At 71.6% G+C, this 25,880-nt stretch carries 27 protein-coding genes and 3 tRNA genes; 23 read left to right on the forward strand and 7 right to left on the reverse strand.

Annotated elements, in window-relative coordinates; genetic code table 11:
• Nucleotides 1-194: 194 nt before the first annotated feature.
• The 3 genes from ACFZB3_RS10255 to ACFZB3_RS10265 form a co-directional block, all read right to left on the reverse strand.
• On the reverse strand, nt 195-902 hold the full coding sequence (locus tag ACFZB3_RS10255) for a LuxR C-terminal-related transcriptional regulator (protein ID WP_391372696.1): 708 nt from the start codon (nt 900-902) through the stop codon (nt 195-197).
• Nucleotides 903-1,324: 422 nt separating this feature from the next.
• The gene (locus ACFZB3_RS10260) at nt 1,325-2,680 is read right to left on the reverse strand and encodes a sensor domain-containing protein (protein WP_391374009.1); all 1,356 of its coding nucleotides are present in this window, start codon (nt 2,678-2,680) and stop codon (nt 1,325-1,327) included.
• 135 nt (nt 2,681-2,815) lie between these two features.
• Nucleotides 2,816-4,006 carry a sensor domain-containing protein gene (locus tag ACFZB3_RS10265; protein WP_391372698.1) on the reverse strand — a complete coding sequence of 397 codons (1,191 nt, stop codon included), beginning with the start codon at nt 4,004-4,006 and terminating at the stop codon, nt 2,816-2,818.
• Between the two features lie 249 nt (nt 4,007-4,255).
• Between ACFZB3_RS10265 and ACFZB3_RS10270 the strand changes: the two genes are divergently transcribed.
• From ACFZB3_RS10270 to ACFZB3_RS10330, 13 genes are all read left to right on the forward strand, one after another.
• Complete coding sequence (locus ACFZB3_RS10270) at nt 4,256-4,666, forward strand: NADH-quinone oxidoreductase subunit A (RefSeq protein ID WP_350780313.1); 411 nt, start codon at nt 4,256-4,258, stop codon at nt 4,664-4,666.
• Complete coding sequence (locus ACFZB3_RS10275; RefSeq protein WP_391372701.1) at nt 4,657-5,262, forward strand: NADH-quinone oxidoreductase subunit NuoB; 606 nt, start codon at nt 4,657-4,659, stop codon at nt 5,260-5,262. Before ACFZB3_RS10270 ends, ACFZB3_RS10275 begins: the two co-directional genes overlap by 10 nt.
• A complete protein-coding gene (locus ACFZB3_RS10280; RefSeq protein WP_391372704.1) occupies nt 5,259-6,710 on the forward strand; it encodes an NADH-quinone oxidoreductase subunit C in 1,452 nt (483 codons plus the stop codon). Before ACFZB3_RS10275 ends, ACFZB3_RS10280 begins: the two co-directional genes overlap by 4 nt.
• A complete protein-coding gene (locus ACFZB3_RS10285; RefSeq protein WP_217549043.1) occupies nt 6,707-7,675 on the forward strand; it encodes a complex I subunit 1 family protein in 969 nt (322 codons plus the stop codon). Before ACFZB3_RS10280 ends, ACFZB3_RS10285 begins: the two co-directional genes overlap by 4 nt.
• Nucleotides 7,675-8,274, forward strand: a complete 600-nt coding sequence (locus tag ACFZB3_RS10290; protein ID WP_391372708.1) for a 4Fe-4S binding protein — start codon at nt 7,675-7,677, stop codon at nt 8,272-8,274. The genes ACFZB3_RS10285 and ACFZB3_RS10290 overlap by 1 nt, the downstream gene beginning before the upstream one ends.
• Nucleotides 8,271-8,912 carry an NADH-quinone oxidoreductase subunit J gene (locus ACFZB3_RS10295; protein WP_391372710.1) on the forward strand — a complete coding sequence of 214 codons (642 nt, stop codon included), beginning with the start codon at nt 8,271-8,273 and terminating at the stop codon, nt 8,910-8,912. The genes ACFZB3_RS10290 and ACFZB3_RS10295 overlap by 4 nt, the downstream gene beginning before the upstream one ends.
• On the forward strand, nt 8,912-9,289 hold the full coding sequence (gene nuoK, locus ACFZB3_RS10300; RefSeq protein WP_391372712.1) for an NADH-quinone oxidoreductase subunit NuoK: 378 nt from the start codon (nt 8,912-8,914) through the stop codon (nt 9,287-9,289). The genes ACFZB3_RS10295 and nuoK overlap by 1 nt, the downstream gene beginning before the upstream one ends.
• Nucleotides 9,286-11,280 (forward strand): NADH-quinone oxidoreductase subunit L, encoded by a 1,995-nt coding sequence (locus ACFZB3_RS10305; RefSeq protein WP_391372715.1) that lies wholly within the window; start codon nt 9,286-9,288, stop codon nt 11,278-11,280. Before nuoK ends, ACFZB3_RS10305 begins: the two co-directional genes overlap by 4 nt.
• 6 nt (nt 11,281-11,286) lie before the next feature.
• A complete protein-coding gene (locus ACFZB3_RS10310) occupies nt 11,287-12,870 on the forward strand; it encodes an NADH-quinone oxidoreductase subunit M (RefSeq protein WP_391372718.1) in 1,584 nt (527 codons plus the stop codon).
• Nucleotides 12,867-14,390 (forward strand): proton-conducting transporter membrane subunit, encoded by a 1,524-nt coding sequence (locus ACFZB3_RS10315; protein WP_391372721.1) that lies wholly within the window; start codon nt 12,867-12,869, stop codon nt 14,388-14,390. Before ACFZB3_RS10310 ends, ACFZB3_RS10315 begins: the two co-directional genes overlap by 4 nt.
• A gap of 227 nt (nt 14,391-14,617) precedes the next feature.
• Nucleotides 14,618-15,481: a zinc metalloprotease HtpX gene (gene htpX / locus ACFZB3_RS10320; RefSeq protein WP_089099496.1), complete on the forward strand. Its 864-nt coding sequence runs from the start codon at nt 14,618-14,620 to the stop codon at nt 15,479-15,481.
• On the forward strand, nt 15,478-15,870 hold the full coding sequence (locus ACFZB3_RS10325) for a YccF domain-containing protein (RefSeq protein WP_351709018.1): 393 nt from the start codon (nt 15,478-15,480) through the stop codon (nt 15,868-15,870). The genes htpX and ACFZB3_RS10325 overlap by 4 nt, the downstream gene beginning before the upstream one ends.
• A gap of 133 nt (nt 15,871-16,003) precedes the next feature.
• The gene (locus ACFZB3_RS10330) at nt 16,004-16,570 is read left to right on the forward strand and encodes an SMI1/KNR4 family protein (RefSeq protein WP_391372726.1); all 567 of its coding nucleotides are present in this window, start codon (nt 16,004-16,006) and stop codon (nt 16,568-16,570) included.
• A 197-nt stretch (nt 16,571-16,767) separates the two neighbouring features.
• On the opposite strand, the gene ACFZB3_RS10335 is transcribed toward ACFZB3_RS10330, so the two are convergent.
• The gene (locus ACFZB3_RS10335; RefSeq protein WP_391372728.1) at nt 16,768-18,036 is read right to left on the reverse strand and encodes an amino acid permease; all 1,269 of its coding nucleotides are present in this window, start codon (nt 18,034-18,036) and stop codon (nt 16,768-16,770) included.
• Nucleotides 18,037-18,226: 190 nt separating this feature from the next.
• Here ACFZB3_RS10335 and ACFZB3_RS10340 point away from each other — a divergent pair, with 190 nt between their 5' ends.
• The gene (locus ACFZB3_RS10340; RefSeq protein ID WP_391372731.1) at nt 18,227-18,493 is read left to right on the forward strand and encodes a GlsB/YeaQ/YmgE family stress response membrane protein; all 267 of its coding nucleotides are present in this window, start codon (nt 18,227-18,229) and stop codon (nt 18,491-18,493) included.
• A 79-nt stretch (nt 18,494-18,572) separates the two neighbouring features.
• Here ACFZB3_RS10340 and ACFZB3_RS10345 read toward each other — a convergent pair whose 3' ends face one another.
• The gene (locus ACFZB3_RS10345) at nt 18,573-19,061 is read right to left on the reverse strand and encodes a YajQ family cyclic di-GMP-binding protein (protein WP_132890235.1); all 489 of its coding nucleotides are present in this window, start codon (nt 19,059-19,061) and stop codon (nt 18,573-18,575) included.
• 227 nt (nt 19,062-19,288) lie between these two features.
• Here ACFZB3_RS10345 and ACFZB3_RS10350 point away from each other — a divergent pair.
• Both ACFZB3_RS10350 and ACFZB3_RS10355 read left to right on the forward strand, forming a co-directional pair.
• A tRNA-Tyr gene (locus ACFZB3_RS10350) sits at nt 19,289-19,370 on the forward strand.
• A 198-nt stretch (nt 19,371-19,568) separates the two neighbouring features.
• Nucleotides 19,569-19,781 carry a hypothetical protein gene (locus tag ACFZB3_RS10355; protein ID WP_390043347.1) on the forward strand — a complete coding sequence of 71 codons (213 nt, stop codon included), beginning with the start codon at nt 19,569-19,571 and terminating at the stop codon, nt 19,779-19,781.
• Between the two features lie 4 nt (nt 19,782-19,785).
• Here ACFZB3_RS10355 and ACFZB3_RS10360 read toward each other — a convergent pair whose 3' ends face one another.
• Both ACFZB3_RS10360 and ACFZB3_RS10365 read right to left on the reverse strand, forming a co-directional pair.
• A complete protein-coding gene (locus tag ACFZB3_RS10360) occupies nt 19,786-20,442 on the reverse strand; it encodes an NAD(P)H-binding protein (RefSeq protein WP_391372734.1) in 657 nt (218 codons plus the stop codon).
• Between the two features lie 178 nt (nt 20,443-20,620).
• The gene (locus tag ACFZB3_RS10365) at nt 20,621-21,889 is read right to left on the reverse strand and encodes a hydrolase (protein ID WP_391372737.1); all 1,269 of its coding nucleotides are present in this window, start codon (nt 21,887-21,889) and stop codon (nt 20,621-20,623) included.
• 266 nt (nt 21,890-22,155) lie between these two features.
• Here ACFZB3_RS10365 and ACFZB3_RS10370 point away from each other — a divergent pair.
• The 7 genes from ACFZB3_RS10370 (at nt 22,156) to ACFZB3_RS10400 (ending at nt 25,872) form a co-directional block, all read left to right on the forward strand.
• Nucleotides 22,156-22,228 (forward strand) — tRNA-Thr (locus ACFZB3_RS10370).
• Between the two features lie 46 nt (nt 22,229-22,274).
• Nucleotides 22,275-22,347 (forward strand) — tRNA-Met (locus ACFZB3_RS10375).
• 89 nt (nt 22,348-22,436) lie between these two features.
• A complete protein-coding gene (gene rpmG, locus ACFZB3_RS10380; protein ID WP_003948671.1) occupies nt 22,437-22,601 on the forward strand; it encodes a 50S ribosomal protein L33 in 165 nt (54 codons plus the stop codon).
• A gap of 116 nt (nt 22,602-22,717) precedes the next feature.
• The gene (locus ACFZB3_RS10385) at nt 22,718-23,179 is read left to right on the forward strand and encodes a MaoC family dehydratase N-terminal domain-containing protein (protein WP_391372739.1); all 462 of its coding nucleotides are present in this window, start codon (nt 22,718-22,720) and stop codon (nt 23,177-23,179) included.
• 7 nt (nt 23,180-23,186) lie between these two features.
• Nucleotides 23,187-23,615: a MaoC/PaaZ C-terminal domain-containing protein gene (locus tag ACFZB3_RS10390; protein ID WP_391372742.1), complete on the forward strand. Its 429-nt coding sequence runs from the start codon at nt 23,187-23,189 to the stop codon at nt 23,613-23,615.
• 144 nt (nt 23,616-23,759) lie between these two features.
• Nucleotides 23,760-24,341 carry a TetR family transcriptional regulator gene (locus ACFZB3_RS10395; protein ID WP_391372744.1) on the forward strand — a complete coding sequence of 194 codons (582 nt, stop codon included), beginning with the start codon at nt 23,760-23,762 and terminating at the stop codon, nt 24,339-24,341.
• Nucleotides 24,342-24,435: 94 nt separating this feature from the next.
• On the forward strand, nt 24,436-25,872 hold the full coding sequence (locus tag ACFZB3_RS10400; RefSeq protein WP_391372747.1) for a DHA2 family efflux MFS transporter permease subunit: 1,437 nt from the start codon (nt 24,436-24,438) through the stop codon (nt 25,870-25,872).
• The last annotated feature ends 8 nt before the right edge of the window (nt 25,873-25,880 follow it).

The following is a 25,880-nucleotide window of genomic DNA, read 5'->3' on the forward strand; positions in this document are numbered from 1 at the left end:
ACCTCCTTCGAGGCGGCTGTCCGGGCGTGGCCGTCCCACGGACCATCCCGTAATCAACCCTACGTCGGTTAGGGTCGCCTTCCCGTGCCCGCTCGCATGCTGGACGGAGTTCTGAGACGACCTGTCGCCCTGACTTGTCACGATTTTCCCTCGCCCTGGCCGCCTTCCGGTGCCGACACGGTGCCGTCGGCCCGTCAGGAGTTCAGATACGTCAGAACGGCCAGAACGCGCCGGTGGTCACCGTCGCTCTGGGAGAGCCCCAGCTTGAGGAAGATGTTGCTGACGTGCTTCTCGACGGCCCCGTCGCTCACGACCAGCTGCCGGGCGATCGCCGAGTTCGTCCGCCCCTCGGCCATCAGCCCCAGCACCTCCCGCTCCCGCGGGGTGAGGCCCGCAAGGACGTCCTGCTTACGACTGCGGCCCAGCAACTGGGCGACGACCTCCGGATCGAGCGCCGTACCGCCCTCGGCGACCCGCACCACGGCGTCCACGAACTCCCGCACCTCGGCGACCCGGTCCTTCAGCAGATACCCCACGCCCCGGCTGGATCCGGCCAGCAGTTCGGTGGCGTAGCGCTCCTCCACGTACTGCGACAGCACCAGCACCCCGAGCCCCGGATGCGCCTTCCGCAGCTGTACGGCGGCCCGCACGCCCTCGTCCGTGTGTGTCGGCGGCATCCGCACATCCGCGACGACGACGTCCGGCAGCGCATCCTGCGCGTCCAGGTCGGCGATGGTCTTGACCAGCGCCTCCGCGTCCCCGACACCTGCGACGACGTCATGCCCCCGGTCGGTCAACAGCCGGGTCAGCCCCTCTCGGAGCAGCACGGAATCCTCGGCGATGACCACCCGCACCCTGTCCTCCACGATCTCCCGGCCCCCCACACCCCGTCCGGCGTACATGCCTGCCCTGTCGGAAAGTCCAGCATTCCAGCATTCGGATCGGAGTGCGTGCGGGTAAGGAGAGGAGACGAACCAAATCAGACCGTGGGGCCACGTTCTCGGTCGGCCTGGACCCCCACTGTCCAGCCCGTCCGGCGTTCGAGGGCGAGGGTCGGCCGGCACCACGACTCAGCCCGTCCGGCGTCCGAGGACGAGAGCCGACCGGCACCACGACTCAGCCCGTAAGGCGTTCGAGTACGAGGACTGGCCGACACGACAACTCAGCCCGTCCGGCGTTTGAGGACGAGGCCGTTCAGGCCGATGCGGGGGTCCGGGGGCGGCAGCCCCCGAACAGCGCGGCGGTCGCGACCGGGAGGTCGAAGGGGGCGCACCCCCTTCAGGACGGGACGGGTAGGGGCGGCGGGGGCGAGAAAAACCCGCCCTCAGCCCCGCCAGGGCAGCTCCGCCGTCACCCGCGTGGGCCCGCCCACCGGCGAGTCCACCACCAGAATCCCGTCGACCGCGTCCAGCCGCTCGGCCAGCCCCGCCAGCCCCGACCCCCTCGCCGTGTCCGCACCCCCCACCCCGTCGTCCACGACCTGCAGCATCAACCGGTCCTCACTCCGCCACACATCCACCGCCGCCGCACTCGCCCGCGCATGCTTGCTGACGTTCTGCAGCAACTCGGACACCGTGAAATACGCGATCCCCTCGATCGCCGCCGCCGGCCGCTCCGCCAGATCGACCTCCACCCGCACCGGCACCGTGCACCGCGAGGCCACCGACGACAGCGCCGCATCCAGCCCCCGGTCGGTCAGCACGGCCGGATGGATCCCGCGGGCCAGGTCCCGCAACTCCTGCAGCGCGGTCTTCACCTCACCGTGCGCCTCGTCCACCATCCGCGCCGCGACCTGCGGATCCTCCCGCAGCTTCTCCTTCGCCAGCCCCAGATCCATGGCCAGCGCCACCAGCCGCGCCTGCGCCCCGTCGTGCAGGTCCCGCTCGATCCGCCGCAGATCGGCGGCGGCCGTGTCCACCACGATCCCCCGGTCCGACTCCAGCTCCACCACCCGCGACGCCAGCTTCGACGGCCCCAGCAGCCCGTTCACCATCACCCGGTCCACCAGCGTCAGCGCCCGGACGATCCACGGCGTCGCCAGTGTGAACAGCAGCCCCACCAGCGCGGTCACGGTGATCTCGAACGGGTTGTCGAGGTAGACGCTGTGGTGAGCGTCGCCGTACAGCTGGAGCCCGCCCTGCCCGGCCCACATCGGGAACACCCAGAACCACAGCGGATACGTCAGCAGGGCCCATCCGTACGCCCAGAAGTTGAGGGCGACGACGAAGGAGAACATCGACCAGGGGAACTGCAGGACCGCGTACAGCAGGTGACGCCAGGACGTGCCGCTCTTCAGCACCGCGCCGACCCAGGCGAAGAACCCCGGCTTGCGCATCCGCAGCGGCTCCGGGTCGGCCACCTCCAGCTTCAGCAGCCCACGCGCGCGTGCCCGTTCCAGCGCCCCGAAGCCGCGGCATCCGGCGAGGGCCACCGCCAGCAGCGGGATCCCGATGAAGGTCACCACCAGACCGACCCCGAGGGACAGCATCGTCACGGTCCACACGAACAGCGTGACGCCGACCGGCAGGCCCAGCAGGACATAGCCGAACTCACGCCAGCTGCGCGCCTCGAACGGTGCCCGCAGCACCGCCGGCACCCGATGCCGGCGCTCGCCGTACGGCTCGTAGCCGTATCCGGGGTCCTGCCCGTACCCGTACTGGTGTCCGTACTCCGTGGCCATCGGTGCCGTCCCGTCCTCTCCCAGTCTCATCGGCCCTGTCCTGCCGTATCTCCACCCTGCTCTGTCGCAGGTCGGGTGACCATGGAGTCCGTCGGCGTCTTGAACGGGGGGTTTTCCCCACCCCCCGGCGCTGGCCTACGCCCGGTCGCGCCAGGGCAGCTCGGCGGTGACCGTCGTGGGCCCGCCGGCCGGTGAGTCGACGACGAACAGGCCGTCGACCGCGCCCAGCCGGTCCGCGAGCCCGCGCATCCCGGAGCCGCCGTCCAGGCTCGCCCCGCCGTGCCCGTCGTCCCGTACCTGGATCAGCAGCCGGTCGTCGGCCCGCCACACCTCCACCGAGGCGGTACGCGCCCCGCTGTGCTTGCTGATGTTCTGCAGCAGCTCGGAGACGGTGAAGTAGGCGATGCCCTCGATCGCGGGCGCCGGTCTGGACGGCAGGTCGGCGGTCACCTGGACCGGCACCGTGCAGCGCGAGGCCACCGACGACAGCGCCGCGTCCAGCCCCCGGTCGGTCAGCACCGCCGGATGGATGCCCCGGGCGAGATCCCTGAGCTCCTGCAACGCCAGCTTCACCTCACCGTGCGCCTCCGCGACCATCGCGGCGGCGGCGTCGGGATCCTCCAGCAGCTTCTCCTTCGCCAGACCGAGCCCCATCGCCAGACTGACGAGCCGGGCCTGCGCGCCGTCGTGCAGGTCCCGCTCGATGCGCCGCAGGTCGGCGGCGGCCGTGTCGACGACCACTCCGCGGTCCGACTCCAGTTCGGCGATACGGCGCTCCAGCTCGTCGGAGGGCGACAGCAGGCCGCGCACCATCGCCCGGTCCACGTTGGCCAGCCCGCGCGCGACGAACGGCAGCACCGGCCACAGCACGAACAGCGAGACCAGCGTGACGCAGAAGGTGAGGACGCCCCACGGCAGCCGGATGAAGTCGTACAGCAGCGTCCGCCAGCCCACCGGGTCCTTCAACGTCAACCACAGCCGCCCGGTGCCCGCACCGCGTCTGCTCCACGGCAGCGGGGTCGGCTCCTCCACCCGCACCCCGAGCAGCGCACGCGCGCGTGCCCGCTCCAGCTTCCCCAGCTGCCGGGCGCCCAGCAGAGTCGCGGCGAGCAGGGGTATGCCGATCACCGTCAGTGTCAGCACACCGCTCACCCACACCGTCGTGACGACGTAGACGAAGCCGAACAGCGACATCGGCAGGTTCAGCAGGAGATGTGCGATCTCCTTCCAGGTGTGACCGTCGAACGCGAAGCGCACGGGCGGCAGCCGGTCAGGGTCCTCCCCGTCGTCGGCGATGCTGGGGGATCGGGGTGCTGGTGCGGTCATATGCGCCAGCGTGCCGTGTGCCGTGGCACGACGCCATGGAGTTCCCCGCCCGAGCCGCCCTGGGGAAAACCCCACCAGCCGGCCCCGGTCTCCTGTCCCACCGTGCCCCACCGCGTGACGACCTGCTTACCGTGTCTTTATCAGGGCCTAGACTCCCGTGCGTACAGATCGTCGAATCAAGAGTTGACTGAGGTCACGGCACCGGGCCAGGTCGGGCCTGTGGTCTGTCGAGGGAGCGAGGGACGGACGATGCGGGAGACGGTGGGCGGTGAACCGACCGCGGTCGTCGCCGCGGACTACTTCGCGTCCTACTCGGTCGTGGGACTGCTGACACTGGTCGGCGTGCTCTTCGTCGCCGTCGCCTTCGGCGCCGGCCGGCTGCTGCGCCCGGTGGTCCCCACGCCCGAGAAACTCCTCACCTACGAGTGCGGTGTCGACCCTGTCGGCGAGGGCTGGGCCCACACCCAGGTCCGCTACTACGTCTACGCCTTCCTCTACGTCATCTTCGCCGTCGACTCGATCTTCCTGTTCCCCTGGGCGACGGTCTTCGCCGCCCCCGGCTACGGCGCCACGACGCTCGTGGAGATGTTCATCTTCCTCGGCTTCCTCGCCGTCGGCCTGCTGTACGCATACAAGAAGGGCGTCCTGACATGGACGTGACGCCGGAGCCCGTGCTCCTGCCGGAACCGAAGCGGCTGGGCGCGCTCGCCCGCCTCGCCCCCGAGCCGATGAAGGTCGTCCTCAACTGGGGCCGCCGCTACTCGCTCTGGGTCTTCAACTTCGGCCTCGCCTGCTGCGCGATCGAGTTCATCGCCGCGTCGATGGCCCGCCACGACTTCATCCGCCTCGGCGTGATCCCCTTCGCGCCGGGCCCCCGCCAGGCCGACCTGATGGTGGTCTCGGGCACGGTCACGGACAAGATGGCCCCGGCGGTCAAGCGCCTGTACGAGCAGATGCCCGAACCGAAGTACGTCATCTCCTTCGGCGCCTGCTCGAACTGCGGCGGCCCCTACTGGGACTCCTACTCCGTCACCAAGGGCGTCGACCAGATCATCCCCGTCGACGTCTACGTCCCCGGCTGCCCGCCGCGCCCCGAGGCGCTCCTGCAGGGCATCCTCAAACTCCAGGAGAAGATCGCCGCGGAGTCCCTGGGCGAGCGCTACGGCACCCCCCGCCCGTCCGCCGCGGCCCTCCAGAGCGGCCTGGTCCGTCCGCCCACCCCCAGCGGCGCCGAGGACGAAGGGGACGCGCCATGACGGCCCCGGCCGGCTGGCTGCCGGCCCCCGTCGAGGAACTCTTCGGCACGGACGCCACGGCCGACGAGTCCTACGACGTCCTCACGGTCGACGTCCCTCCCTCCTCCTGGCTCGCCGCCCTGGAGATCGCCCGTACGACGCTCTCCTGCACCTACTTCGACTGGCTGAGCGCGGTCGACGAACCCGGCACCGGCTTCCGCGTCTCCGCCCACGTCGTCGCCCTCGCCCCGGTCCGCCGCCTGCTCCTGCGCACGACCGTCCCGCACACCGCCCCCGAACTCCCGTCCGCCGTCGGCGTCTACGCGGGCGCACGCTGGCACGAACGCGAGACCCACGAGATGTTCGGCGTCCGCTTCACCGGCCACCCCGGCCTGGCCCACCTCCTCCTCCCGGAGAACTTCGAAGGCCACCCCCTCCGCAAGGACTTCGTGCTCGCCGCCCGCGTCGCCAAGGCCTGGCCCGGCGCCAAGGAACCGGGCGAGTCCGACCACGGCGGCCCCAAGCGCCGCCAGATGCTTCCCCCGGGCGTCCCCGACCCGAACGAGTGGGGCCCCCTCAAGGGCCAGCTCCCGGCCGCCCCCGCCCGCCCGGCCCGCACCGCCGCAAGCCGCCCAGCCGGCGACCGCCCGTCCCGTCCGCCCCGCACCGCCGAAGACCGCCCGGCGCGCCGCTCACGCACGGCCGCGGACGGCTCGGCGAGCCAGGCGACCGAGCCGACGGCGGCGGCCGAGGCGACCGGGGCTGCCGGGGCTGCCGGGGCCACTGCGGCGGCCGAGGCGACCGCGGCGTCGGGTGCGTCAGGCGCGCCTGGGCCGACGGCCGCCCCGCGCAGGGCACGGACCGCGGGCGAGGGGTCCGCCTCGCAGCGGACAGCCTCCGGCACGCAGGACGCGTCCGCCGAGAGGACCGCCGAGGAGGCCGCTCAGAAGACCGCCGAGGAGGCCGCCGAAGAGGTCGTTGTCGTTGCGGAAGGCACCGGTGCAGAGGGGGCCGCTCCGGCGGCGGGGCCGTCGGCTGCGCCACGAGGGCCACGCCGGTCGCGTACCGCCTCGGGCGGCTCCGCCTCCCAGCGTGCGCAGGAGACCGAAGCGCCGGCGGTACCCGCCACCCCGGCCCGCCCCGCAGCCCCCCGCAGCTCGGACGCGCCGTGGCACCACGCCCGTCCGGCCTTCGACGAACCGGAGGCCGGGAAGCCACGCGGGACGCCGGCCGACCCGGCGGAGGGAACCGGGACCGGGACCGAGAGCGGGGCCGCGGCCAGGGCCGAGGAGCCGGTGCTCGCGGAGCCCGCTGTGGAGCCGGTGGCGGAGTCGACCCCCGCCGCGCCGAAGGCGACCCCCGCCGCGCCGAAAGAGCCCGAGCCGGACCCCGCCGAGCCCGACGCACCCGAGGATTCCGCCCCCGAACACCCCGCCCCCCACGACGACCCCCCAGGAGGCCCGCAGTGAACGACGCTCTGGACGTCGCCCTGCGACTCCTCGTCGTGTTCGTCGTCTTCCTCACCTTCCCCCTGATCGTCGGTCAGACCGAGCACAAGGTGATGGCCCATATGCAGGGCCGTCTCGGTCCGATGTACGCCGGTGGCTTCCACGGCTGGGCCCAGCTGATCGCCGACGGCGTGAAGTTCGCGCAGAAGGAGGACGTGGTCCCGGCCGGCGCGGACCGCCGTGTCTTCCAGCTGGCCCCCGCGGTGGCCCTCCTCCCGTATCTGCTCGTGCTGCTCGCCATCCCGATCGGCCCCGGCGAGGGCGCGGTCGGCCAGGTCCTGGACGCGGGCGTGTTCTTCGTGCTGGCCGTGATGGGCGTCGGCGTCCTCGGCTCGCTCATGGCCGGCTGGGCCAGCGCCAACAAGTTCTCCCTCCTCGGTGGTCTGCGCACCGCCGCTCAGCTCCTCGCCTACGAACTCCCGATGCTGCTCGCCGCCGCCTCCGTGGCGATGGCGGCCGGTACCGTCTCGCTGCCGGGCATCGTCGGCTCCTTCCACTGGTGGTGGCTGCCCTGGCAGATCACCGGAGGCCTGGTCTTCTTCGTCGCCGGCCTCGCGGAACTCCAGCGGCCCCCGTTCGACATGCCCGTCGCCGACTCGGAGATCATCTTCGGCGCGTACACCGAGTACACCGGCCTGCGCTTCGCCCTGTTCCTGCTCGCCGAGTACGCCGGGATCGTCGTCCTGTGCGGCCTGACCACCGTCCTCTTCCTGGGCGGCTGGCACGGCCCGTGGGGTGCCGACGGCCTCGGCTGGCTGTGGACCCTCCTGAAGACGGCGCTCCTCGCCTTCGTCGTGATCTGGCTCCGCGTGACCTACCCCCGGCTGCGCGAGGACCAGTTGCAGAAGTTCTCCTGGACCCTCCTCGTCCCCCTTTCTCTCGCCCAGATCGCCCTCACCGGCATCGTCAAGGTGGTGATCTCCTAGTGGCCCCCATCCCTGGCTCGGGCCTGGCCAAGGGCCTGGCCGTCACCCTGCGCACGATGACCCGGAAGTCGGTCACCGAGCAGTACCCGGACGCCCTTCCCGACCTCCCGCCCCGCACCCGGGGTGTGATCGGGCTGTTCGAGGAGAACTGCACGGTCTGCATGCTCTGCGCCCGTGAGTGCCCCGACTGGTGCATCTACATCGACTCCCACAAGGAGACCGTCCCGGCGGCGGCCCCGGGCGGCCGTGAACGCAGCCGCAACGTCCTGGACCGCTTCGCCATCGACTTCTCCCTGTGCATGTACTGCGGTATCTGCATCGAGGTCTGTCCTTTCGACGCCCTGTTCTGGTCCCCGGAGTTCGAGTACGCCGAGACCGACATTCGCGAACTCACCCACGAGCGCGACAAGCTCCGCGAGTGGATGTGGACGGTCCCGGCCCCGCCCGCCCTCGACCCCGGTGCGGAGGAGCCGAAGGAGATCGCCGCCGCCCGCAAGTCCGCCGAGAAGCTCGCTGCCGCCGAGGCCGCCGCTGCCGCCGAGGCCGCCGAGGCCGAGCGGGCCACCGGACAGGCTGAGCTGGGGGAGGGGGAGGAGTGAGCCCGCTCGCCCAAGCGCCGCACGGCTTCCTGTCCCCGACCGGTGTGGAGATCGCCTTCCTTCTCGTCGGCCTGGTCACCTTCGGCGCAGCCCTCGTCACGGTGACCACCCGTCAGCTGGTGCACGCCGCTCTGTGGCTGGTGGTCGCCCTCGGCGGGCTCGCCGTCGAATACCTGCTGCTCACCGCCGAGTTCATCGCCTGGGTGCAGGTCCTCATCTACGTGGGTTCCGTTGTCGTCCTCCTCCTCTTCGGTCTGATGCTCACCAGGGCCCCGATCGGCCGCTCCCCGGACGCCGACTCCGGAAACCGCTGGATCGCGCTGGCCGTCGCCGTGGCCGCCGCGGCCGCTCTGGTCTGGGTGGTCGTGGACGCCTTCCGCACCACCTGGATCGACCTGGGCGGCGCCGCCGCCGGCTCGACGAAGGTCACCGGCGCGAGCCTCTTCCAGAACTGGGTCCTGCCCTTCGAGGCCCTCTCCGTCCTCCTCCTGGCCGCCCTGGTCGGCGCGATCGTCCTGTCCCGGAAGGCGAAGGCGGATTCGGCCCCGCCCCCTGTGAACGGCCGGGCCGTCACGCAGAGTTCCCCTTCCGTCACAGGATCCGGGATTCACCCGATCGAGCAGGAAGGCGCCCGCTGATGCACCTCGCCTATCCCGCCGTCCTCTCCGCTCTCCTCTTCTGCACCGGCCTGTACGGCGTCCTCGCCCGCCGCAACGCGATCCTGGTCCTGATGTCGGTCGAGCTGATGCTCAACGCCGTCAACCTCAACCTCGTCGCCTTCGACGTCTGGCTGAGCAAGGCCGCCCGGGACACCCTGCACTCCGGCCAGGCCCTGACCCTGTTCACCATCGCCATCGCCGCCGCCGAGATCGGCATCGGCCTGGCGATCGTCCTCGCCGTCTACCGCAACCGCGGCACCTCCGACATCGACCGGCTCCGCGACACCGCCGAGGGCCACGAGGACGGCACGCCCCCGGACGAGGCGGCCGACGAGAAGGCTGAGGCCACCGCGTGACCACGACCACCCTCGCCGTCCTCGTCCCCCTCCTGCCCTTCCTCGGCGCCGCCGCCGGCCTGCTCCTCGGCCGCACCGCTCCCGGTTTCGTCCGCCCGCTCGCGGTCCTGCCGACGCTCGCCGCGCTGGCCCTGGCCTGCACGGTCGCCGCCGACCAGGGCGGCGGCCAGGCCCTGGACGCCCACACCGAGCTCACCCCGACCGGCTCGGTCCCCATCGAACTCGCCCTGCACATCGACGGCTTCGCCGCCCTCGTCGCCGTCCTGGTCGCCTTCGTCGCCACCTGCGTGCAGATCTACTCGACCGGCTACCTCCGCGGCGACCCGCGCTACCCCTCGTACGCCGCCCTCGTCTCCCTGTTCACCTCCGCGATGCTGCTGGTCGTCTACTCCGGCGACCTGATCGTGCTGCTGGTCGGCTGGGAAGTCATGGGCATCTGCTCCTACTTCCTGGTCGGTCACTACTGGGAGACCCCCGAGGCACGCGCCGCCTCCATGAAGGCCTTCCTCGTCACCAAGCTCGGCGACGTGCCGTTCCTGATCGGCCTGTTCGCGCTGGCCACCGACGCCGGGTCGTTCCGTGTCACCACCGTCCTCGACACCGTCGCCAACGGCGGGCTGCACCATCCCACCCTGGTCGGGCTGCTGCTCCTGTGCGGAGTGGCCGGCAAGTCCGCGCAGTTCCCGCTGCACACCTGGCTCCCCGACGCGATGGCCGGCCCGACCCCGGTCTCCGCGCTGATCCACGCCGCGACGATGGTCGCCGCCGGTGTCTACTTCGTCGCCCGTCTCCTCCCGGTCTTCGAGGCCAGTGCGGCCGTGATGGTCGTCCTCGCCGTCATGAGTGCCGTCACGATGGCCGGTTCGGCCCTCGCCGCGCTCGCCCAGGACGACATCAAGCGTGTCCTCGCCTACTCGACGATCGGCCAGCTCGGCTACATGACCGGTGCCCTCGCCGTCGGCGACCGCGGAGCCGCCGTCTTCCACCTCCTGTCCCACGGCGCCTTCAAGGCGCTGCTGTTCCTCGCGGCCGGCGTGATCATCCATGCCGCGGGCACCAACTCGCTGGCCGTCATGTCCCGCACCTCCGGCCTGCGCGACCGCGTCCCGGACGCCTACTGGACGATGACCGTGGCCCTGCTCGCGCTCGCCGCGATCCCTCCCTTCAGCGGCTTCTTCTCCAAGGAGTCCGTCCTCGGAGCCGCCGAGCACGCGACGACCGGTCACGCCGAACACGTCCCCGACAGCGCCGGCTGGATCGTCCTGATCGCGGGCCTGGCCACCGCCCTGCTCACCGCCGCCTACGCGACCCGGCTGTGGCTGCTCACCTTCCGGGGCCGGGGAGCCGAGGCCGAGGACCACGGGCGGCAACCGCGGTCCATGACCGTGGTCCTGTGGGTTCTGGCCGTCCCGTCCCTCGCCTTCGGCGGGTTCGCCTACCGCTCGCTGCCCGGCTGGTTCGACGGCCGCGCCCTCACCCCGACCCTCACCACGTCGGTCCTCGGCACCGGCCTCGCCCTGGTCGGCGGACTCGTCACCTACGGCGCCTGGCAGCGCACCAGGACGCTGGCCGCCCGGGTCCCCCTCGGGGCGGTCGTCACCCATCCCGAGGCCGAACCCGGACTCGTCGAGGCCGAGGCCATCGCCGCCCACAAGCAGGTGTTCGGCGACGTGGCCTACGCACCCGACCCGGCGGACCCGGGCCGGCTGCTGCTCGGCCCGCTGCACCGGCACGCGGCCGAGGGCTTCCACCTGGACGCCGTCTACGACGCGCTGTTCGTCCGCCCGGTGCTGGCCGCCGCGAGCCTCGTCCAGTTCCTCGACCGCGAGGTCGTCGACACCTACGTCCGCGGGGCGGGAGCCCTGCCCCGCCTGCTCGGCGCCGCCGTACGGCGCGCCCAGACCGGCAACGTCCAGACCTATGTGAGCGCGCTGCTCGCCGGCACCGTCGTCCTGGCGGTCGCCGTCCTCCTCGTCGCCACGGGAGCGTGAGCAGGCGTGATCGATATCAGCGAGTCCGTGATGCAAGTCCTTCTGGCACTGATCGTCGTCGGCCCGCTTCTCGGCGCCGTCGCCGCCCTGCTGCCGGCCCCGCCCGGGCTGAAGGGGAAGTCGCCCGAGCAGGCCGTGCTCCGCCACGGCGTGACCGTGACCGGCGCGATCCTCATCGCCGCGATCGTCCTCGCGCTCGGCTTCGACCACGACCACCCGTCGAGGATGCAGGCCACGACCGACATCAGCTGGATCCCCGCACTCGACGTGCGCATCCACCTCGGCATCGACGGCATCTCCCTCCCCCTCGTGGTCCTGACCGCGCTGCTGACCTTCCTCTGCGCGCTCTACTCGTACTTCAACCCGCCCGCGGGCCCGTCCGGCCCTTCCCCGAAGGCCTTCGTCGCCCTGCTGCTCGTTTTGGAGTCCGGCACCCTCGCGAGCTTCGCCGTCCTCGACCTGCTGCTGTTCTTCCTCGCCTTCGAGACGGTGCTCATCCCGATGTACTTCCTCATCGCCCGCTGGGGCGGCGCGGGACGGACCCGGGCCGCCTGGAAGTTCATCCTCTTCACCCTGCTCGGGTCCGTCGTCATGCTGCTCGGCCTGCTCCTGATCGGAATCAAGGCGGGCACCTTCGACATGGTGGCACTCGCCACTGACAACGGCCGGTCGCTGACCACATCCGTGCAGGTCATCGCCGTTCTGGCGATCGGGATCGGGCTCGCGGTCAAGACCCCGATGTGGCCCCTGCACAGCTGGCTGCCGGACGCCCACACCTCCGCGCCGACCGTCGGCTCGGTACTGCTGGCCGGGGTCCTGCTGAAGATGGGCACGTACGGGTTCGTCCGGATCCTGCTGCCGGTCGCGCCGGACGGATTCCGCATCTTCGCGCCGTACCTTGCCGCGTTCGCCGTCGTCGGGATCATCTACGGGTCCCTGGCCTGCCTGAACCTGGCCAAGCGTGGCGCACGGGGCGACCTCAAGCGGCTGATCGCCTACTCGTCCGTCGGCCACATGGGCTTCGTCCTGCTCGGCATCGCCACCATGACCCCGACCGGCGTCAACGGCGCCCTCTTCGCCAACATCGCCCACGGCCTCATCACCGGCCTGCTGTTCTTCCTGGTCGGCGGCCTGAAGGACCGCACCGGCACCACCGACCTGGACACCCTGGCCGAGGAGACGGGTGCCGCGCTGTACGGCAAGGCACCGCGTCTCGGCGGACTGCTCGCGTTCGCCGCCGTCGCCTCGCTCGGGCTGCCCGGCCTCGCGGGGTTCTGGGGCGAGATGCTGGCCCTGTTCGGCGCCTTCGAGCCCGCCGCCGGCCTCAGCCGCCCGGCCTTCCTGACCTTCATGGGGATCGCCGCCTTCGGCACCCTCCTGACGGCCGCGTACATGCTGGCCGTGGTCCGCCGCGTCTGCATGGGCGCCGTACCGCAGGACATGCCGAAACTCGCCGACGTCCGCACCTACGAGTTCGCGGCCTGGACCCCGCTCGTCGCCCTCACCGTCGTCGCCGGACTCTGGCCGAAGGCCCTGCTCGGTCTGACCGACCCGGCCGTGCAGCAGCTCCTCGCAGGAGGCACCCGATGAGCGCCCTGGCCCAGCCACTGGCCGCGAACCTCGTCCAGTCCGTCGACTGGCTGGCCATCGCCCCGCCCACCCTCACCGCGGTCGTCGGCCTGGCCGTCCTGGTCGCCGACCTGTTCGTACCCGAGGCCAGGAAGCCGCTCCTCGGCTGGATCTCGGTCGCCGGACTCGCCGCGGCCGCCCTCCTGCTGCTCCCGCTCCTCGACCACGACCGCAGCACCTTCTGCCTGACCGGCACCACGCGCGCGTGCAGCTACACGGCCGACCGGTTCACCCTGGTCGTGCAGTTCCTCGTCCTCGGCGGCGCCCTGCTCACGGCCCTGCTGTCCGTGACCGCCCTCAAGGACGGCAGCCGCCGCTACCCCCAGGGCGAGTTCTGGTTCCTGCTGCTCTCCTCGGCCGCCGGCGCCGCCCTGCTCCCCGCCTCCCGCGACCTCGCCACCCTGATCGTCGCTCTGGAGGTCGCCTCCCTGCCCGCCTTCGCCCTCGTCGGCATCCGGCACGGCGACAAGAGGTCCTCCGAAGCGGCCCTGAAGTTCTTCCTGTCCTCGGTGACCGCGACCGCCGTCAGCCTCATGGGCGTCAGCTTCGTGTACGCCACCACCGGCAGCCTCTACCTCACCCAGGTCGCCGACCGGATCCAGCACGTCGACGGACAGCTGCACACCCTCGCCCAGACGGGTGTCGTCCTCACCCTCGTGGGTTTCGCCTTCAAGACGGCCGCCGTCCCGTTCCACTTCTGGGTACCCGACACCTACGTGGGAGCCCCGCTCCCGATCGCCGCCTACCTGTCGGTCGTCGGCAAGGCCGTCGGCTTCTCGGGCCTGATCCTGGTCACCGTCGTCGCCTTCCCGTCCTACGCCGACGTCTGGGGACCCGCGCTCGCCGCCCTGGCCGCGCTCACCATGACCGTCGGCAACGTGGCGGCCCTGCGCCAGCAGGCCACGCGCGCGTACAGCGCGGTACGGCTGCTCGCCTGGTCCTCGGTGGGCCAGGCCGGATATCTGCTGGTGCCGATCGCCGCCGCCGGATACACCGAGGACGCCCGGAAGGCCGTCGGCTCCACCGTCGCCTACGCCCTCATGTACGCCGCCGTGAACCTCGGCGCCTTCGCCGTGGCCGCCGCCGTCGCCCGTACCCGGCGGCTCAACCGGATCTCCGACTACCGGGGCCTGTACGCCAGGAACCCGCTCACCGCGCTGCTCCTCGCGTTCTTCCTGCTGTGCCTCGCCGGCCTCCCGCCCGGCATCATCGGCCTGTTCGCCAAGGTCACCGTCTTCTCGGCGGCCGTCGACGCCGGCCTCGGCTGGCTCGCCGTCGTCATGGCCGTCAACGTCGTGATGGCCCTCTACTACTACCTCCAGTGGACGGCCCTCCTGTTCCGCGCCCCCGAGGGCGAGCCGGTCAGGCACCGCCTTCCCGCCCCGCTCACGGCCGCTCTCGCCCTCACCGGCACCCTCGGCGTCGTCCTCTCCGGCGCTCCGCAGCTGGTACTCCGCTTCGCCGCCACCGGCCTGTTCTGACGGCCCCCACGCGCGCGTGCGAACCGTCACGCGCGCCCGGGTGCTGCCCTCACCCGGACGGCTCACCCCGCACACAGCGGACACAAGGGAACTAGTGGCCGTCGCCTGGCGTTGACCAGTGCGGGAGGGTCCACTGGACGTGACACCACGACACCGGTGGCATCGCAGATCGGAAGGCAGCACCGCAGGCAAAGGGTTCCCCTGCCGCACGACTTGGAGGGCGTACCGTGCACCGCCGGCACAACGGGCTCAGGACCGCAGTTCTCCTCGGGGGACTGTCGGCACTCATCATCGTCATCGGCAGCTTCTTCGGCCGAACGGGTCTGATCGTCGCGGTCCTCGTCGCCCTCGGCACGAACGCGTACGCGTACTGGAACAGCGACAAGCTGGCGCTACGCGCGATGCGCGCGCGCCCCGTGAGCGAGTTCGAGGCCCCGGCCCTGTACCGGATGGTCCGCGACCTCTCCACCCAGGCCCGCCAGCCCATGCCCCGCCTGTACATCTCCCCGACGGAGGCGCCGAACGCGTTCGCCACGGGCCGCAACCCGCGCAACGCGGCCGTGTGCTGCACGGAGGGCATCCTGCGCATCCTGGACGAGCGGGAACTGCGCGGGGTCATCGGCCACGAGCTCAGCCACGTCTACAACCGCGACATCCTCATCTCGTCGGTCGCCGGTGCCCTCGCTTCGGTGATCATGTTCCTGGTCAACTTCGCCTGGCTGATCCCGGTCGGCCGTTCGGACGACGACGACGGCCCCGGCTTCCTCGGCCTGCTGCTGATCATGATCCTGGGCCCGCTCGCCGCCAGCCTCATCCAGCTCGCCATCAGCCGCTCCCGCGAGTACGAGGCGGACGCCTCCGGTGCCCAGCTCACCGGCGACCCGCTCGCCCTCGCCAGCGCCCTGCGCAAGCTGGACGCCGGCACCAAGCAGCTCCCGCTGCCTCCCGAGCCCCGGATCGAGACCGCGAGCCACATGATGATCGCGAACCCCTTCCGCCCGGGCCAGGGACTGTCCAAGATGTTCTCGACGCACCCGCCCATGGCGGAACGGATCGCCCGGCTAGAGAAGATGGCAGGTCGCCCGCAGTGAAGACCATCCTGAACATCATTTGGCTCGTCCTGAGCGGCTTCTGGCTGTTCCTCGGCTACCTGCTGGCCGGGGTGATCCTCTGCATCACGATCATCGGCATCCCGTTCGGCATAGCGGCGTTCCGTATCGGCGTCTACGCCCTGTGGCCCTTCGGGTACACGACCGTGGAGCGCCGCGACGCGGGTGCCCCGTCCTGCGTCGGCAACGTCCTGTGGCTGGTCCTCGCGGGCTGGTGGCTGGCGCTCGCCCACATCGTCACGGGCATCGCGATGTGTCTGACGATCATCGGCATCCCGTTCGGCATCGCCAACTTCAAGCTGATCCCGGTCTCCCTGCTGCCGCTCGGACGCGAGATCGTCCCCACGGACCAGCCGTTCGCGACCCGCTGACCGCACGTCATCCGACCCGCCCCGGCGCCTCCGGCCGCAGGAGTTGTCCACAGGCCGGAGCGAGGGCCGGTCGGCGGCGGGAGGTTGTCCACAGGCCGGCGCGATTGTCGGTGGCGGCCTGCATCATGAAGCCATGACCGAGATCGAGCAGTTGCTGACACGGGTGACCGTACAGGCCCGCAACTCCCGCCCGTGGGGCTGGCCTTCGCTCCCCGCGCCGGTCGACGCCGCCACGCTCGACCGCGCCGGTCAGGCCCTGGGGTTCCCGCTCCCGCCCCTCCTCGCCGCGCTCTACGAGCGGGTGGGCGACGGCGGTTTCGGCCCGTCGTACGGGCTGCTGCCGCTGCTCGACTCCGCGCCCTCGGGGGAACCGGCCGCCGTCGCCCAGTACCTCACCAACCGCGAGTACGGCCGCAAGAACCCGGACTGGCCCTGGCCGGAGGGCGTCCTGCCGATATCCCACTGGGGCTGCGGCATGTACGCGTGCGTGGACTGCCGGAGCCCGCAGTCCACGGTCCTGCTCTACGAGCCCAACGCCGACGACGCCGACGGCGCCTGGTTCGTGGACGCGCCCAGCCTCACCGACTGGCTGCACGTCTGGCTGGAGGGCAGAGGCTGGTACGAGGAGACCGACGAGGGCACGGACCTGGCGCCCTGGGCACACTTCCGGCCCCGCACGGCCCCGGAGCAGGCCTTCTGAGAGACGGCGCCACCCGCCGAGAGACGAGAGACGAGAGACGGAGTCTCCCGAACGCGGCAGCGTCGCCGCCGCAGGCCGCAGCGCGCAGTCTCCGTGGCAGGCCGCGTCGCGCAGCCGCCGTCGCAGGCCACAGCCCGCGGGCACTGTCGCCGTCGCCGTGGCGGCCACCGTGGCTACCGGGCCGCCACCCACCGTGGCTACCGGGCCGCCACCCACCGTCGCACGGCGTACGCCGCCGCACCCACCGCCAGTACGGCCGCCCCCGCGGCCACCGAGACCACCGGCAGTGCGAAGGCGAGGATCACGCACCCCAGCAGTCCCGCCACCGGCACCACCCGCGCCCGGGGCGCCGGATCCAGCGTCCACGCCGAGGCGTTGGCCACCGCGTAGTACGCCAGCACACCGAAGGAGGAGAAACCGATGGCGCCCCGGACGTCCGCGGTCGCCGCCACCACGGCGACCACCGCGCCGACGGCCAGTTCCGCGCGGTGCGGGACCTGGAAACGCGGGTGCACGGCGGCCAGCGCCGGAGGCAGATGACCGTCGCGGGCCATGGCAAGCGTCGTCCGCGACACCCCCAGGATCAGCGCCAGCAGCGAGCCGAGCGCGGCCACCGCGGCCCCCACCCGCACCACGGGCACCAGTCCCGGCACCCCGGCCGCCCGCACCGCGTCGGCAAGCGGCGCGGCCGCCCGCCCGAGCCCGTCCGTGCCCAGCACGGAGACCACGGCCACCGCCACGCACGCGTACACCACCAGCGTGATCCCCAGGGCCAGCGGGATCGCACGCGGAATGGTGTGTGCCGGGTCCCGCACCTCCTCGCCGAGGGTCGCGATCCGCGCGTACCCGGCGAACGCGAAGAACAGCAGGCCCGAAGCCTGGAGCAGCCCGCCCACGCCCGCCGACAGCCCGATGTCCAGCCGCCCCGCGTCCGCCGTCCCGGACGTCAGGCACACGACCACCACGGAAGCGAGGACCGCCAGGACCACGGCCACGATCACCCGTGTCAGCCAGGCCGACTTCTGGATGCCGCCGTAGTTCACGGCGGTCAGCGCCACCACGGCGGCGACCGCCACCGCGTGCGCCTGCCCCGGCCAGACGTAGGTGCCCACGGTGAGCGCCATCGCGGCGCAGGACGCCGTCTTGCCGACGATGAACGCCCAGCCCGCGAGGTACCCCCAGAAGGCGCCGAGCCGCTCCCGTCCGTACACGTAGGTGCCGCCCGACTGCGGGTACCGGGCGGCCAGGCGCGCCGAGGACATGGCGTTGCAGTAGGCGACCAGCGCGGCGACGGCCAGTGCGGGAAGCAGCCCCGACCCGGCGGCGCGGGCCGCGGGGCCCAGGGCGGAGAACACGCCGGCCCCGACCATCGAGCCCAGGCCGACGATCACGGCGTCGCGCACGCCCAGCGTGCGTCGCAGACCGGAAGGAGGAGAGGAAGCCACGCGGCGCACCCTACTGATCACTGCAACCGTGCGGTATCGGCCAGGCGTCCTCGTCATCGACAAGGAACGAACACACGCGCGACGGACAGATGCGGATGGCTCGGACGGCTCGGACGACCCGTCCGGCACGACCTGTCCGGCACAGCCGGCCCGGACCGAAATCACAGGGCCGGAACAGTGCGAACACAGCGCGGAAGGGCAGGTTCAGGTCATGGGCATCATCAGCTGGATCATCCTGGGACTGTTGGCCGGCGCCATAGCCAAGGTCCTGCTGCCGGGACGCGACCCGGGCGGCTTCATCGGCACGACCCTCATCGGCATCGTGGGCGCGTTCCTGGGCGGCTGGATATCGGCCCGCTGGCTGGACCACCCGATCACCAGGAACTTCTACGACGGCGCGACCTGGGTGGCGGCGATCGGCGGCTCGCTGGTCCTGCTGATCGCCTACCGCATCCTGTTCGGCAACTCGCGCGACTGACCACCCTCGGCCGGAGCCGACGTACGAGAAGGGCGGGCACGACGCGGTGCCCGCCCTTCTCGTACTTCGACGGCGCTGACTACCGGTAGTTCACGAACTGGAGCGCGAAGTCGAAGTCCTGGCCCTTCAGGAGCGCGATCACGGCCTGGAGGTCGTCGCGGCTCTTGGAGCTGACACGCAGTTCGTCGCCCTGGACCTGGGCCTTCACGCCCTTGGGACCCTCGTCGCGGATGATCTTCGCGACCTTCTTCGCGTTCTCCTGGGAGATGCCCTCCTCGATCGACGCGAAGATCTTGTACTCCTTGCCGGAGAGCTGCGGCTCACCCGCGTCCAGCGCCTTCAGCGAGATGCCGCGCTTGATCAGCTTCGACTGGAAGACGTCGAGGATCGCCTTGACCCGTTCCTCGGAGTTCGCCTGCATCAGGATCTTCTCGCCGGACCAGGAGATCGAGGCGTCCACGCCCTTGAAGTCGTAGCGCTGCGAGACCTCCTTGGCGGCCTGGTTGAGGGCGTTGTCGACCTCCTGCCGCTCGACCTTCGAGACGATGTCGAAACTGGAGTCGGCCATGTCCTGTGGCTCCTTGTATCGGGGGGTGTGACGGAATGCGTTGCGGCACGCGACGGCGGCCGCCGAGCCCGGGGTGGGGACCGGGCCGTATCCGCACCAGCCTAGCCATCCCGGGTCCCGTGGGCGGCGATCAATCGGGTGGCGGAGCACCCCTGTGGATCGGGTATTGTTTACGTCGTTGCCAGGGAGCACCGCCGAAAAGCGGTTCGAGCTGGTGGCAAAACCCCGGCGGTGTGCCCGAGCGGCCAAAGGGAGCAGACTGTAAATCTGCCGGCTCAGCCTTCCCAGGTTCGAATCCTGGCGCCGCCACACGGGAACGAAGGGCCCGTGACCTGCGATCAAGCAGGTCACGGGCCCTTCGTCGTGTACCCGGGCGTACGCCTTGGTGCGGAAGGAGCCCGTGGACGCGGAGGCGAGCCGTGATGAAGATCATGGGGGGCGGTGCGTCGGTGAGGCGGCCGGGCCGCGGTCCGTCGCGGATGCCCTGTCCCGGGGCACACTGAACACATGTCCTCCCGACGCAGAACCTGCCCGGTGTGCCGCCGTGAAATCGCCGTCGTGGCAGGCCGTTTCGCGCGGCACGACCCGCCCGGGGCGCGCGAGGCCGGGGAACTGGTCTCCTGCTCGGGCTCACGGCAGCAGGCCCTGATCGGGGCCGTGGAGCCCTCGTTGGACGGCTACGTCCTGCCGGAGTTCCCCGGGCAGCTGCCGCTGTTCTGAGAACTCAGTTCCCGGCCACCGACTTCACGGCCACCGTGACCGGCGTCGACCCGCCGATCAGCTCCAGGGTCAGGCCCGCCGTCGCCGAGGTGTCCACCAACTCCGCCAGTACGGCGGCCACGTCGTCGCGCGTGACCGCGCCCCGGCCCGTGTGCGCCTCCAGCCGCACCAGACCCGTGCCCGGCGCGTCCGTCAGCGCACCGGGCCGCAGGACCGTCCAGTCCAGGGCATTCAGCCGGGTCACATAAGCGTCGGCCTCGCCCTTGGCCCGCAGATACACGTCGAACACGTCGTCGCCCCGGTGCGCCGGATCCGCGCCCATCGAGGAGACGACCACGAAACGGCGTACGCCCGCGCGCACGGCCGCGTCCGCGAACAGCACCGCCGCACCCTTGTCCACCGTCTCCTTGCGCGCCGTGCCGCTGCCCGGACCCGCGCCCGCCGCGAACACCGCCGCGTCCGCCCCCTGCAGGAGCGCCGCGACCTCCTCCACCGACGCCGACTCCAGGTCCAGCAGCACCGGTTCGGCACCGGCCGCCCGCAGGTCGTCGCCCTGCTCGGCCCTCCGGATGATCCCCGCGACCTCGTCCCCACGCGCGGAGAGCAGCCGCTCCAGCCGCAGCGCGATCTGACCATGACCACCAGCGATGACAATGCGCATGTTTCAGACCGTACGCCCGAAGCCCCGCATCCGCTGCACGACTTCATGCGCCCCACGCGCCCGGGTGGTTCCGGCCGGCGCACCGGACCGGCTGCAGCGCGCTGTGGTAACCCCCTGCTCCGTGCCGCGCGCTCCCGCGCCCCGGCCCGCGCCTCGGGCGCCCGCGCTCCCGGGTCCCTCAGGACAACTCCCCGCGCCCCTGCCGCGGCAGCCCCAGTTCAGCTGCCACCGCCGAGTTGCAGTACTCGCGGACCGCGCTCGTGCGTGCCACCACGCGCCCCCGGTGCACCACGATCCGGCTGTACGCGAGGGAGAGCGCGCCGGCCAGGTGGTCGCCGCGGACGGCGAGGAGTTCGGCGGGGAAGCCGGCCTCCACGCGGACCTCGGGCAGGCCGAGGGCGGCGCGGGAGACGGTGCTCACGGCGTCGTAGGCGTCCTCGGGACGCAGGCCGTGCCGGGAGGCCAGCAGGTAGGCGGCCTCCAGGGGGTCGCCGCGGCCGACGGGGTTCGACAGGTCGCGCAGGGCGCCGCTGCCGGCGGCGATCCGCACACCGGCCGCGCGCAGCAGCCGTACCGGAGCCGTGCCGCGGCGGTCCACGGAGCCGCAGCCGCCCTGGGGCAGGCACACCACCGTGATGCCGGCCGCGGCGAGCTGGTCCGCGACCCGCCCGGCCACCTCGGCGGGCAGGCGCGCGAGTCCGGCGCACGGGCCGAGGACCACGCCGGGGCGCAGGCCGGCGGCCATCGCCGCGAGCCTGGCCAGCCTGGCCGGGTCGGTGGCGTCGGTGTGCAGGTCGACCGGGCAACCGTGTTCGGAGGCCACCTCCAGGACCGCCTCCGCGTAGCCCGTGGGGTCCGGGTCCAGGTCGGGACAGCCGCCCACCACGGAGGCGCCCATCTTCGCGGCGTCCCGCAGTATGGCGAGTCCGTCGGCGCCGGCGATCCCGGTGAGCACGCGCGGCATCGCGACCGCCGTGAGCTCCGCGAGCCCGCGCAGCGAGCGGCGCGCCTGGAGGACGGCGGCAAGGGCGCCCAGCCCCTGGACGTCGCCCACGCGCACGTGCGCGCGTACCGCCGTCGCACCGTGCCCGAGCTGCAGCAGGGCCGCCTCGGTGGCGCGGCGCTGGACGTCCTCGGGTTCGTACGAGACGGGGCCGTCGTGTTCGGCGGAGAGCGCGGTGTCGCCGTGCGCGTGCGGTTCGGCCGGGGCGGGGAGGAGGAGGTAGCCGGTCAGGTCCACGCGCGTGCCGCCCGAGCGGGCCGGGCCGGGCGCCAGGCTGCCGGCCGTACCCACCGCCTCGATGCGTCCGCAGCCCAGCCGTACGTCCACGGTCCGGCCGTCGGTGAGCCGTGCCCCGCACAGCAGGAGTGCTGCGGGGTCGGGCTGGCCCGAGGAACCCTGCGGGTTGGACGACGACGAGGGCGGCTGCGGCTGGCTGTCGGGCATCGCGCTCCATGAGGGTCGGTCCAGGCATTGGACTCAAGATCACGCAGAGTGAGTCGAGCCTAGGGTGGCGAGCCGCGCGGGGCGGGGAGGAGCGCAATAGTCGTACCGGAGCCGTCGGACCTGCGGGGAACGGTTCGGTACGCGCGCGTGGGGAGTGCCGGAAGGGGCCCGGGAGGCCGTCGTGAGCCGTGCGGAAGGGGCCGGGAAGGGCGGCGGGAAACGGATTTGGGCGAACGGCAGCCAAGCGTGTAATGTCTTCATCGCTCGCCCCAATAGCTCAGTCGGCAGAGCGTCTCCATGGTAAGGAGAAGGTCTACGGTTCGATTCCGTATTGGGGCTCTGGTGTGAGAGGTTCCCGTCGCGAGACGGGAGCCGATCTCATCAAAGCGGTGTAGCTCAGTCGGTAGAGCAAGCGGCTCATAATCGCTGTGTCACCGGTTCAAGTCCGGTCACCGCTACTGACGGTAGCCGATTGCGGGGTCGGTCCTTCGATCGGCTACTCTTCTATGCGTTAAACCATCCCATCCGTTCGTCAAGGAGCACTCACGTGGCTGCCACCGACGTCCGCCCGAAGATCACGCTGGCCTGCGTGGAGTGCAAGGAGCGGAACTACATCACCAAGAAGAACCGGCGTAACAACCCGGACCGTCTTGAGATGAAGAAGCACTGCCCGCGTTGCAACGCGCACACCGCGCACCGCGAGACGCGATAACAACAGGCTCGTCCGTGAGGCCGTCCCCATCCGGGGGCGGCCTCACGGCGTTTCGGGGGACGGCTTTCCCGCTAGTTTGTGGGGCATCACAGCAGACATCAGGAGGTGCCGGGCCAATGGCGCTCGACCAGTCCTTCGTGGGACGGACCTACCCACCCACCGAGCCCTACGAGGTGGGCCGGGAGAAGATCCGTGAGTTCGCCGAGGCGGTGGGCGACGCCAACCCGGTGTACACGGACCCGGAGGCCGCCAAGGCGCTCGGCTATTCCGATGTGATCGCCCCGCCGACCTTTGTCTTCTCGATCACCTTCCGCGCGGCCGGACAGGTCGTCGAGGATCCGCAGCTCGGCCTGGACTACAGCCGGGTGGTGCACGGCGACCAGAAGTTCGCCTACCGGCGCCCGGTGCGTGCCGGCGACCGGCTGAGCGTCACCTCCACCATCGAGGCCATCAAGTCCCTCGCGGGCAACGACGTGATCGACATCCGCGGTGACGTCCGCGACGAGGCGGGCGAACTCGTGGTGAGCGCCCTGACCAAGCTGGTGGCCCGCGCGGCGGACGAAGAAGGCGGGGCGTGAGGATCCGATGACGTCGAAGATCGCGTACGAGGACGTCGAGGTCGGCACCGAACTGCCGGCGCAGACCTTCCCCGTGACCCGCGCCACGCTGGTGCGGTACGCGGGTGCCTCCGGGGACTTCAACCCGATCCACTGGAACGAGAAGTTCGCCAAGGAGGTCGGACTGCCGGACGTCATCGCGCACGGCATGTTCACCATGGCCGAGGCGATCCGTGTGGTGACCGACTGGGTCGGTGACCCGGGTGCGGTGGTCGACTACGGCGTCCGCTTCACCAAGCCCGTCGTCGTCCCGAACGACGACCAGGGCGCCCTGGTCGAGGTCAGCGGCAAGGTCGCGGCCAAGCTCGACGACAACACCGTGCGCGTCGACCTGACGGCGACGAGCGCCGGCCAGAAGGTCCTGGGCATGTCGCGTGCGGTCGTGCGGCTGGGCTGAGCCCGGCGACTCGGTAAGGGGTGCCCTCAGTGCGGGGCGCCCCTTACGCGTACAGGGCGCGCCCCTTGTACGCGCGCTGCCCGCCCCGCAGGAGGAGGCCGGCCCCTCTTGACTTAGTTAGTGATTGAGTACTAACTTTCTCGCATGGTCAGGATGAGCGCAGAGGAGCGGCGCGAGAGCGTCATCCGCGCGGCGATCGCGGAGTTCGCGCAGAGGGGCTACTACGGCACCTCCACCGAGGCGATCGCCAAGCGGGTCGGGGTCTCGCAGCCCTACCTCTTCCGGCTCTTCCCGGGCAAGAAGGCGATCTTCGCCGTCGCCTCGCAGCGCTGTATCGACGAGATGTGCGAGCTCTTCGAGAGCGTGGCCGCGGGGCTGCGCAGCGAAGAGGCCCTCAAGGCCATGGGTGACGCGTATGTGCGGCTCATCCAGGAGCGGCCGGAGCGGCTGCAGATGCAGATGCAGACGTACATCGCCGTCGCGGCCGCCGAGGCGGAGGGCGAGCACGAGTTCGGTGAGCTCGTGCGGGCCGGCTGGGGGCGGCTGTGGGACACCGTCCACCTGATCCTGGGGGCGGACGTCGACCGCACCACGGCCTTCCTGGCCAAAGGGATGCTCATCAACACCTATGCGGCCATGGGGTTTCCGCCCGAGCACCGGGTCTGGCAGGGGATGTACCCGGATGCCGGAGCCACGGGGCGGCTGGAGAAGTGCAGCGACGGGTGACGGGCGGTCCGCCGTTCCCGGTCCGGGCCCTTTTTCATGGGTCAGAAAATTAGTGACTAATAACTAATCAAACTGAGCACGCTCTGGGGGAGCGATGTCACAAGAGAACGCACGTCGCGGGGGCGCCGGATGGGCGCTCGTCATCACCAGCGTCGCCGGATTCATGGCGGCCCTGGACAACCTCGTCGTCACCACCGCCCTGCCCTCGATCCGCAAGGACCTCGGCGGAGCCCTGGACGACCTCGAATGGACCGTGAGCGCCTACACGCTCACCTTCGCCGTCCTGCTGATGTTCGGCGCCGCCCTCGGTGACCGCTTCGGCCGGCGCCGGCTCTTCCTCGCCGGGCTCACCGTCTTCACCGGCGCCTCCGCCGCCGCGGCCATGGCACCCGGCATCGACTCCCTGATCGCCGCCCGCGCGGTGCAGGGCGTCGGCGCGGCGATCATGATGCCGCTCACCCTCACCCTGCTGACGGCCGCCGTGCCCGAGGCCAGGCGCGGGATGGCGTACGGCATCTGGGGCGCCGTCAACGGGCTCGCGGTCGCCTCCGGGCCGCTCATCGGCGGCAGCCTCACCGAACACGTGTCCTGGCACTGGATCTTCTGGCTGAACGTCCCGCTCGGCCTGGCCCTGCTGCCGCTCGCCCGCCTCCGCCTCGCCGAGTCGCACGGCACCGGCGCCCCGCTCGACATCCCCGGCACCCTGCTCGCCAGCGGCGGCCTCTTCGGGATCGTCTACGGCCTGGTGCGCGGCCCCGCCGACGGCTGGACCAGCCCGCTCGTGCTCACCGGGCTGTTCGCGGGCGGCGCCCTGCTCGCCGGCTTCGTCCTGCACGGCAGCCGCGCCAGGAACCCCATGCTCCCGATGCGGCTCTTCCGGTCCCGCGCGTTCTCCGGGATCAACGCGGCCAGCCTGCTGATGTTCCTCGGGATGTTCGGATCGATCTTCCTGCTCAGCCAGTACATGCAGGGCGTGCTCGGCTACTCGCCCACCGAGGCGGGCCTCAGGATGCTGCCCTGGACCGGCATGCCGATGATCGTCGCGCCGATCGCGGGCATCCTGTCCGACCGCATGGGCGGCCGCCCGGTCGTCGCCGCCGGACTCTTCCTGCAGGCCGCCGGGCTCGGCTACCTGGCCTACGTCGTCACCGCCGACGCCTCCTACGCCGCCCAGCTGCCCGGCCTGATCGTCAGCGGCATCGGCATGGCCCTGTACTTCGCCCCGGCCGCCAACCTGGTGATGTCCGCCGTACGCCCGCAGGAACAGGGCATCGCCTCCGGCGCCAACAACGCGCTGCGCGAGGTCGGCGGCGCGCTCGGCGTCGCGGTCATGTCGTCCATCTTCTCCGCCCAGGGCGGCTACCAGAGCGCCCAGAGCTTCGTGGACGGACTGAAGCCCGCCCTCTACACCGGCTCGGCCGTGGTGGTCCTCGCCGGGATCGCCGCCCTGGCCATCCCCGGCCGGCGGCGCGCCGCACGGCTGGTGGCCGAGGGGGAGCCGGCCCCGGCGCTGGAGACCGTCGGCGGCTGACGACGGCT

Origin of the sequence: Streptomyces sp. NPDC008092 (assembly GCF_042957285.1) — a bacterium.
Taxonomy (GTDB): Bacteria; Actinomycetota; Actinomycetes; order Streptomycetales; family Streptomycetaceae; genus Streptomyces.